This is a genomic window from Hydrogenophaga sp. OTU3427 (assembly GCF_038440225.1).
GTDB lineage: Bacteria > Pseudomonadota > Gammaproteobacteria > Burkholderiales > Burkholderiaceae_C > Hydrogenophaga.
Map to the genome: position 1 here is coordinate 1 of NZ_JASATI010000082.1, position 7,151 is coordinate 7,151.

Annotated in this window: 5 protein-coding genes; all 5 read right to left on the reverse strand. The window is 58.6% G+C overall.

The features are described from left to right. Positions 1-57: 57 nt before the first annotated feature. The 5 genes from AAHB17_RS24030 to AAHB17_RS24050 all read right to left on the reverse strand — a co-directional run bounded on the left by AAHB17_RS24030 (position 58) and on the right by AAHB17_RS24050 (position 7,012). Positions 58-420 (reverse strand): tripartite tricarboxylate transporter substrate-binding protein, encoded by a 363-nt coding sequence (locus tag AAHB17_RS24030; protein ID WP_342133595.1) that lies wholly within the window; start codon positions 418-420, stop codon positions 58-60. A 13-nt stretch (positions 421-433) separates the two neighbouring features. After that, complete coding sequence (locus AAHB17_RS24035; RefSeq protein WP_342133591.1) at positions 434-847, reverse strand: hypothetical protein; 414 nt, start codon at positions 845-847, stop codon at positions 434-436. A gap of 32 nt (positions 848-879) precedes the next feature. Continuing rightward, positions 880-1,689 carry an RHS repeat-associated core domain-containing protein gene (locus AAHB17_RS24040; RefSeq protein WP_342133592.1) on the reverse strand — a complete coding sequence of 270 codons (810 nt, stop codon included), beginning with the start codon at positions 1,687-1,689 and terminating at the stop codon, positions 880-882. A gap of 155 nt (positions 1,690-1,844) precedes the next feature. Then, positions 1,845-2,300, reverse strand: coding sequence for a hypothetical protein (locus tag AAHB17_RS24045; RefSeq protein WP_342133593.1), 456 nt, complete (start codon positions 2,298-2,300; stop codon positions 1,845-1,847). Next, positions 2,297-7,012 carry an RHS repeat-associated core domain-containing protein gene (locus tag AAHB17_RS24050; protein WP_342133594.1) on the reverse strand — a complete coding sequence of 1,572 codons (4,716 nt, stop codon included), beginning with the start codon at positions 7,010-7,012 and terminating at the stop codon, positions 2,297-2,299. Before AAHB17_RS24050 ends, AAHB17_RS24045 begins: the two co-directional genes overlap by 4 nt. Between the last annotated feature and the right edge of the window lie 139 nt (positions 7,013-7,151).

Sequence of the window (7,151 nt, forward strand, 5' to 3'; positions counted from 1 at the left end):
TAGCCTGCATTTGGGGCGGCCGGGGCCGCCCTTCTCTTGCGCCGACCGGCCGGCCCGTCAATCCGCCACGAAACCCGAGGCCTTGATCACCGGCTCCCAGCGGGCCGCGGCCTCTGCGCCCCGGGCGGCCAATTCCTCCGGCCCCTTGCCCACCGGCAGCACGCCCATGTTCATCAGCTGCTCGCGCACGTCGGGGGCCGACAAGGCCTTCACCAGCGCGCGGCTCCAGGCCAGCATGGCTTCCCTGGGCGTGCCGGGCGGCGCGTAGAGCGCGTTGAAGCCCATGCCGGTAATGCCCGGGTAGCCCAGCTCGGCGAAGGTGGGCACCTTGGGAAGTTGCGACACGCAGCGTTCGGCCGATACCGCCAAGATGCGCTGCTTGCCACCGGCGCGGTGCTGCTCCAGCGGGCTGATTTTTATTCAGCTGCTCGCTTCACTTTTCCGGATCGCAGGCTTGGCGAGTTTTTTTAATCCTCATCCGCATATCATGACAAAACTTCTTGGCAGACTGCGGGCAGTGGGATTTCAAGTTTTCAAGAATTTTCTCTGTCGTGTCCAAAGGGGTCGACTCGCTTTGCATTCGCTTGGCAATCACAGCACGAAACCAACGCTGCTTTTCGGTTTCCATCCACAAAGATGTCATGCCATCACGGCCCGCAAGTTTGGAGGCCAGGAAGTTCGTATATCCCTCGCTCACACCGCCATCGATACACGCCTTGCTGGCTTGATAGTACGTAGCCGCGTCCGCCCAAGACTGCAGGGACTCCAGCTGCTTTTCGGCTCGGATGGCGTGTTCGACCGGGCAGGCCATTTCTTTTGAATGGCAAGCCAAGGCGGCGAGCAACAAAACTGCCGCCGTTAGAGGCAAGTAATTTCTATTCAATCCGTCACCACCACTGTTGGGGTGTGCCCTTGGCGAAGAAGATTACGCAACAACGTTGTTGCATCGTCCGTCGTGCGAATGCAGCCGTCAGTCGCGTATTGCGCACCACTACGGCCAGCACGATCAGTCGATCCATCGCGCCCGCTGTGAACACCCATATTGCTACGGCCTGGCACCGTAAAGATAGTGTTGCCGTTACTACCGTACTGGCTGCTCGAACCATCATCACTATGCGTTGTAGTGCGTTCAAATGGGTAAGTCCCCGGTGGCCACGGTCCCCGACTACTGCTCTGCGCGTTATTTGCGGCAGGAAACCCCTGTGCTGACCCAGAGCCAGGTGGGGTTATCCATAACGTTCCAGCCGCTCTATTGAACTGCACATCAAATGGATCTAGTCCGGTCGGATCCGTTAACGAGATCGGATTCCCATTCACATATCCGTACGTATTGACCCCTCCCGCCAGCCCAATCGGATCACTCTGTGTGTACCGCCCCGTGGCAGGATCGTAGTACCGGTTCCAGTTGTAGTGCAGCCCTGTCTCTTCGTCGTACAACTGCTCCGGAATTCTCAGGTTGTAGCTCAGCGCCTTGCCCGTGCCGTCGGGGTCTTCGTTGGGGGACGGCGTGCCAAAGGCATCGGACTCCCAGCGCCACAACGCCTGCCCGGTGGCGTTTCTGACCTGGCGGGGCGTGCCCAACTGGTCGGCGTCGATGTAATGCACGGCGCCGGGCATGAGCAGCAGCACGGGCAGGCCATCCAAGTAGACCGTTTCCTGCACCGTGGCGCTGTCGTATTCACCCAGCACCCGCCCCGGCTTCGTCGTAGGCGTTGTGCTGGCTGCCTTGTGTGCTGGCCTTGCCCACGCGCTGGCCCAGGCCGTTGACCTGGTAGCTTGCTGCGCCGTTGTTCACGCACACCATTCATTCGGTTGCAAGCACCTCACCAATTTCGTAGACATGGTTACTTTGGAAACGAATAGTCAGTGTGCTCCCACGCAGTGCCGGGAAATTCGCCAGATGTAACTTTGCGCGACTTAATTTGACGATGTGAAAATCGATAAATCGCCAAGTATGAGGTAGAAGCGTCCCCCCCTTTCAAAAGTAATTCAAACCCTACCCGTAGCTTGTGCAGGCTAGCGAAATAAGGGCTCCCAAGGTCTGAAAACGCAGAACGCGGCACAAAGATTGGATCATCCCTTTCAAGAACTTCTATAGCGACAAGGTTCAGGCTCGGACAAGCATTCTCTGCACCCCATCGCCACCCATCGCAATCAGCCTGTGCCACCGGACCAACTTTGATTCGAACAACAATATGAGGGAGCTGTTCGCTCCTGACTTCATTTTGACCCGATAACAATGGCGAGGCATTGCAGGTCAAGGCAATGAAAGTGATCAAAGCCAGCAACAACGGTTTCATCGGACCACCTCAATGATCTCACCTGAAGGAATAATCGTCCTGTTGGGCGGTAGCACAATGCAGCCATGAGATGCGTCGTTACGTGCATTGTTTCCATGTATGCGAAAACTACTGCAATCACGACCAGTTCGCGCGCAATCATTATCAGGCAAAGGCGTGAGCTTAATCGTGTTTCGGCCGGTGTTTGGGCTGTTATACCAAGAACCTGTCACTTCCCATTGGCCTCTTGGTAAAGGCCCTTTACTCATTTCGCTTTGCGCATCAGGGTTGTTACGTCCCGTGCCCGTGCCCGCATAACCTGGGGCATTGTAATAAACGTTGCCTGAACTGTCAGTGCAATTCATTTTCCCGGAGCCTTGAGAATATGTGCATATCAAGCCCGTTGGGTCCGCATAGGAAATCGGATTGTTTCCCACGTACGCAAACGTATTGACCCCTCCCTCCAGCCCAATCGGATCACTCTGTGTGTACCGCCCCGTGGCAGGATCGTAATACCGATTCCAGTTGTAGTGCAGCCCAGTTTCTTCGTCGTACAACTGCCCCGGCATTCTCAGGTTGTAGCTCAGCGTCTGGCCCGTGCCGTCGGGGTCTTCGTTGGGGGACTGCGTGCCAAAGGCATCGGACTCCCAGCTCCACAACGCCTGCCCGGTGGCGCTTCTGATCTGACGCGGTGTGCCCAACTGGTCGGCGTCGATGTAATGCACGGCGCCGGGCATGAGCAGCAGCACGGGCAGGCCATCCAGGTAGACCGTTTCCTGCACCGTGGCGCTGTCGTATTCACCCAGCACCCGCCCGGCTTCGTCGTAGGCGTTGTGCTGGCTGCCTTGTGTGCTGGCCTTGCTCACGCGCTGGCCCAGGCCGTTGACCTGGTAGCTTACTGCGCTGTTGTCCACGCCCACCATCCGGTTGCGGGCATCGAGCAGGTAGCTGTGCCGGCCGTCGCTGCTGAGGTTGCCCGCGGCGTCGAAACTGAAGCTTTGTGGGTTGGCCTCGCTGATGTTTTGCAACCGGTGGCTGCTGGCTTCGTAGCTGTAGCTGCTGCTGCCGTTCGGACTGGTGTGGCTCAGGCGGTTGCCGCTGTTGTCGTAGGTGTAGCTGTGCCCGGGCTCCGTGGTCAGGCGGTCGGCGGCATCGTAGCCGTAGATCTGGGTGCCCGATTGCACCAGCCGTCCTTTGCCGTCGTAGGCCAGCGTGCGCTGGCCGCTGCCCAGCGGGTAGCTGCTGATCTGGCCGTTGAGGTCTTGGCTGCGCATGCGGCTGAGGTTGCCTGACGCGGCCGTTTGTGTCCAGCCTTTGATCGGGCCGAAGGGCTGCCAGCTGATGTTGCTCAGCTGGGGCACGCCGTCCACGGCGAGGCCGCTGAGCCGGCCATTGGCGTAGCTGTGGCTCACCTGGCGGCCGGAGGGGTAGGTTTGGGTCTGCAGGCGCCCGGCGGCGTCGTAGCTGTACTGGGTGCTCAGTTCGGTGGCACCCACACGCTGGCGTTTCTGTGTCACCCGGCCCCAGGCGTCATAGACCCAGGCGGTGCTGCCGCTGGGATCGCTCATGCCGGTCAGGCGGCCCAGGCCTTTGTTGCCATTGCTGGTGTTGTCGTATTCGTAGCTGATCACGGCGCCGGCGCCGTGGTTTTCTTGCACGAGGCGGTTGAGCGCATCGTAGGTGTAGATCGCGCTTTTGCCGTTGGCCCAGGTGCGGGTTTTGACGTTGCCGGCTTCGTCGAAGCTGAAGTTGCTCACGCCGCTGTCCGGGCTGGTTTGGCTGGTGCGGTTGTTCAGGCCGTCCACCCCATAAGCAGTGACCAGGCCCTTGGGGTCGCGCACCTGCGTCAGGTTGTCCCGGGCGTCGTAGCTCAGGTTGATGGTGCCGCCGGCCAGTGCGCTGCGGCTGCTCAGGCGGTTGTGTACGTCGTAGACCAGGCTAGTGCTGTTGCCCAGGGCGTCGGTTTGCTGCACGGGGTTGCCGTTAGCGTCGTACCCATAGCGCTGTTGCACGCGCGACTGGGCATCGATTTCCTGTGTCACGCGGTTGAGCTGGTCGTAGGCCCAGCTGCGTTGCCGGGTGACCACGTCCGCCGCATCGCTCACTTCCTCTTCGAGGATATTGCCGTTGCTGTCACGGCTCAGGCGTATCAAGTTACCTTGCTGGTCCATGACACCGCTCAATCGGTGGGCATCGTCGTAGACGAAACCCAGCCAGGAGCCGTCGGGCCTCGTCACGCGGGTGGTTTGCCCCACGCCGTCGTGGCTGTATTGGGTGATGAGTCCACCCTCGTTGCGGCTCGTCAGGCGCCCACGCAGGTCATAGCTCAGGGTGCTGACCAAACCGTTGGGATCGGTGATGCTCAAGGGGTGGCCATGCACATCGTAGGCGGTATAGCGCGTCACATGGCCGAGCGCATTCGTTGCCGTAGCGAGATTGCCTTGGGCATCGTAGGTGTAGCTGATCACGTCACTGACATCAGTACGTGGCCCATCCACTGAGGCCAGCAGACCTTGGGCGTTGTAGCTGTGGGCCCAGCGGCGGTTTGCGTTGGAGCCGGTGTCCGTCTCGGTGCGGGTCAGCAGACGGCCAGTGGGGTCGTAGGTAAACGTGGTGATACGCCCCGGTTCTGCGATGCTAAGGGGCAGCATGTATGTCGCATGCCAGGTGGTCGTGATAGTGCGTGCCAGCGGTGTGCCAACGGCCTCGGTGCGGCTGGTTTCCAGGCCCAACGCGTTTCTCATGTACGTGGTTTTGATGCCCCGGTAATCGGTGACACTGTTCACAAATCCATTGGCATCGTAGGCGGTGATGGTGCTGGCGCTGCCACAAGAGCCACAGGCACCGTTGTCCAGGCTGGTACGGCGGGTCACCCCTTGGATGACGCTGAATCCGTATTTGCGGGTGCCACCATTGCCGTCTACAACGGCGCGGGATCCATCGGTGTAGTAGTGCACCCTGGAAACGTTCGCGTTGCTCGCCAATTGGCTGAGGGTGGCGCGTCCCTCGTTGTCGTATTCATACCTCGCGTACAAGATGTCGTTTTCGTCCAGGATGCCGGTCACCGCATGGACAAAGCTGGCGTTTTCGTACAGGTAGTCGCGTGCGCTGAAGTCGGGGTAAACGACGCCAACAAGATTGTTGCTCGCGTCATAGCTGTAGTGATGTGTCTGGTTGGCCGGATCGGTCATGGAAGCAAGGCGACCCGATGCGTCGTAGCCGAAAGCCAGTTGTCGACCGAAGGCATCAGTCACCGAAACGAGGCGATCCTGCGCGTCATAGCCCAAGACCTGGGTGAATGTTCCTCCACGGGCCGAAATGCTCAGAAGCCGGCCGGTGTTCGAGAAAATCTCTGTTTGATCGGCCGCGCAGGTGTAGCTGTAGCCGCCGCCTGGTAGCGTGACCAGTTTGTCAAATACGTCGGGCTCACCTTGCCATAACCCGTTGCTGAGAATGAAGGTGTAGGTTTTTCCATCGGGCCGGGTGACCTTGGCGGTCGTGGTCGGGACGGCCTTGCCCTTGCTGGGGACGGTGGTCACGACACTCAGCGAGCGGTCAAAGTGACTCCGCCAGTTCCCGCCAAGGCTGCCGGGCGCGCTCGCCATGCTGTTGTAGTAGCGGACGAAACGCAAAGGAAATGGCCCCTCACCCATGTAGTCGCTCTCGATCAGGTACTTGTTGCCGGTACCGATATTGATGGGGTTGGCCGTGTTGCCACGGATGGCGCCTGCGGGCGGACTGCCCACGCCACAACTGCCATGGTCCACCGAGGGATCGCCCTGGTTCTTGGGATTGTCTTGCGCCACGGCACTCGGATCCGTGCCCGTAATGGCACCAGAGAAAACGACTTCGGTGCCGGGTGCCAGACGCGATGTTGCGGTGACCGTGTAATTCCCCGCCTTGTTGCCTGCTTGAAAATAAGCCTTGGCGACGCCATTCTCATCGGTATTGACGGTCACCGACGTCAACGAGGACCCGGAATAGCCTGGCGTCGTGCTCAGTCCGCCGGCCGAGCCCTTCTTGCCATTCGGACTGGATGCCAGGGTAAACACCACGTTTTGGCGGTATGGCGCAGACGACCCGTCGGGCCGCTTCAATTGGACGCTCAACGGAAGCGGCGTACTTGTGCCGATACCAATGGATTGGCCATTGCCGCCAGCGTTTTCCATGGTGTAGGGCACGAGCTTGAAATGGTCCGTGGCCACAACGGCGCCGTTGTAAAGCGTCTCCAATGTCCATTCGCCAACTTCGCCCAAGTAAACGGAAGAACCGAGATGCCAGTTTGACCAAGCATCACCACCACACCATGTGGTCAAGTAGGACACCCAACAACTGCCGGTCCATCGAACAATATTGGGATGAGCAACACCACTTGGACTTGTGGCTCGAACACCCATCTCCTCCCCCGCCACCGCTCCGCCTGCACCGATACGGACATAAACGGTAGCATCAATCCAGTGGTCATCTATGAGCGCCATGTTTCCAGGCTGAAATAGCGGCAGCCCATAGTCCGTTTGACCTGTTTGATATGCGTCCTCAGCAAGCAATCGGCTCATGCTGCCGTAGGAGACATTCAAGGCGGCGTCCACCTTATCCACATGCCCAATCAAAAGAACGCAAACTACAAAAATGATAGTTGAAGTTTTTGCAATTTCTTTTTTTGAACGGTGGAACCATAATTTCAAAATAAATATTTTGAAATTTAACAAACGCACGGTCGATTCTGCCAACATGCTGGACCTCCCCCTGAATTCTTTAGCTCAACATATTATGTTTTTTATCATTGATCGATCATAGATTTCATCAATATGCCCTCTAAACTCAATACCCATGTGTCGATCCGTAAATCGACGCAATGAAGAGATCAGAATC

Coding starts and splice junctions, on each gene's coding strand:
- AAHB17_RS24045 (WP_342133593.1), bottom strand. CDS start 2,300: ATGAAACCGTTGTTGCTGGCTTTGATCACTTTCATTGCCTTGACCTGC.
- AAHB17_RS24050 (WP_342133594.1), bottom strand. CDS start 7,012: ATGTTGGCAGAATCGACCGTGCGTTTGTTAAATTTCAAAATATTTATT.